The sequence below is a fragment of the Xanthovirga aplysinae genome (assembly GCF_009711365.1).
In the GTDB taxonomy this organism is placed as follows: domain Bacteria; phylum Bacteroidota; class Bacteroidia; order Cytophagales; family Cyclobacteriaceae; genus Xanthovirga; species Xanthovirga aplysinae.
The window spans coordinates 1-1,715 of sequence record NZ_SMMB01000457.1 but is presented as its reverse complement, the minus strand read 5'-3'; the positions used below and the strand labels follow the sequence as shown (position 1 = coordinate 1,715).

General features: G+C 37.7%; 2 protein-coding genes. Both read left to right on the top strand.

Going from position 1 to position 1,715, the window contains the following annotated elements; translation table 11 throughout:
• Window positions 1-19: 19 nt before the first annotated feature.
• On the top strand, window positions 20-997 hold the full coding sequence (locus E1171_RS01785; protein ID WP_155203483.1) for an OmpA/MotB family protein: 978 nt from the start codon (window positions 20-22) through the stop codon (window positions 995-997).
• A 51-nt stretch (window positions 998-1,048) separates the two neighbouring features.
• Entirely contained in the window at window positions 1,049-1,630 is a 582-nt protein-coding gene (locus E1171_RS01780) for an LOG family protein (protein ID WP_155203481.1), read from the top strand.
• Window positions 1,631-1,715: the final 85 nt, after the last annotated feature.

Here is a 1,715-nt window from a genome sequence, read left to right as displayed (position 1 = left end):
AAAAATGATTTGAAGACTTATGACAAAGAATAATCGCATTGGTATTATACTTGGTTTGATCACCCTAATAGCAATCTCCTCTCTTTCCAGTGGTTGTGTATCCCAAAAGGTTTATGATTCAACAATGGCTGAAAAAGAAAAAATTGCTATCCAATTGGCAGAAAACCAGGAAGAATTAGCAATCTCCCAAAAAAAAATAGAACGCCTTAATGAGCAATTGACCAAAAGAACAAACGAAAAAGAAAAACAAGAAGGAGAATTAAAAGCCTCTAGGGAAGAATTAACCAGGATTCAAAAAGAAAAAAAGGAGTTGAATGAACTGTATGAAAGCCTAAAATCTAATAGCGGGCAATTAGGCCGGGAGCTTTCAGCCAAGCAAAAGCGCTTAATGGTCATGGAAGAAAGCCTAGAACAATCCATGCAGCAAAATAATGAATTAAGCAAAGACCTTGTAGCACGAGAAGCCAGAGTAGCTGAATTAGAACGCTTAATTGCTGAAAAAGAAGCCGCCGTGAATTCCCTGAAACAAAAAGTAAGTCAAGCATTATTGAGCTTTAAAGAAAGTGACCTAAAAGTACATATTAAGAATGGTAAAGTTTATGTATCACTCAACGAGCAGCTGCTTTTCAAATCGGGAAGCATCATCGTGGACCCTGCTGGAATAAAAGCTCTAAAACAATTAGCTGCTGTTTTAAAAGAACAAGCCGAAATTAATGTACTAGTGGAAGGTCACACCGATAATGTAGGCATTTCACGTACTTCAAAATACATGCAAGATAATTGGGACTTAAGTGTAATGCGTGCCACATCAATTGTTCGTATTCTCACTAATGCCGGAGTTGACCCCATTCATATTACCGCTGCTGGTAGAGGAGAGTTTTCTCCTTTGACTTCTAATGAAAGTACAGAAGGAAAACAACAAAACCGCCGAACAGAAATCATCTTAACACCTAACCTGGATGAACTTTTCGAAATAATGGCATCAACAAAAGAATAATTGCAATACTATAATCTATATTTGTTTTATTTTTTTAAACTCAAGATTTATATGATTCAGAATGTAGGTGTATTCTGTGCCTCCAGCACTAAAGTTGACCCCATTTATTTTGAGACCGCTGATAAATTGGGAAGACTTTTTGCCGAAAACAATATTCAATTAATTTATGGCGGAGGAGCAAAAGGGTTAATGGGACAAATCGGAGACTCTGTTATGAATTCGGGAGGAAAAGCCATAGGCATTATCCCTGAATTCATGATCCAAGTGGAATGGCAACATAAAGGCTTAACTGAGATAATTATCACTCAGGATATGAGGGAAAGAAAATCCTTAATCATGGAAAAATCAAATGCCTTAGTTGCTTTACCGGGAGGCTGTGGCACCCTGGAAGAACTGTTTGAGGCCCTCACCCTAAAACGCCTGGGTCAGTTTGTACACCCGATTGTAATTGTAAATGTAAAGGGGTATTATGATCCACTAATCGAGATGCTTAACCGCAGCATTGAGGAAAATTTTATGCATAAAAACCACCAAAATCTTTGGGTAGAGGTCAGTTCTGCAGAAGAAGTATTGGAGGCTGTACAAAATGCTCCTCTATGGGATGAATCGGCCATAAAGTTTGCCGGGGTTTAAATAAATTAAGAAGTAAAAGTGAAGAGTTAAAAGTGAAAGGAAAATGGAAATCAAGAACCCTAACTTTTAGGCACTGTGAGAGAAA

Excerpts from the sequence above, each read along its gene's own strand:
- E1171_RS01785 (WP_155203483.1), top strand. The coding sequence starts at position 20 with ATGACAAAGAATAATCGCATTGGTATTATACTTGGTTTGATCACCCTA.
- E1171_RS01780 (WP_155203481.1), top strand. The coding sequence starts at position 1,049 with ATGATTCAGAATGTAGGTGTATTCTGTGCCTCCAGCACTAAAGTTGAC.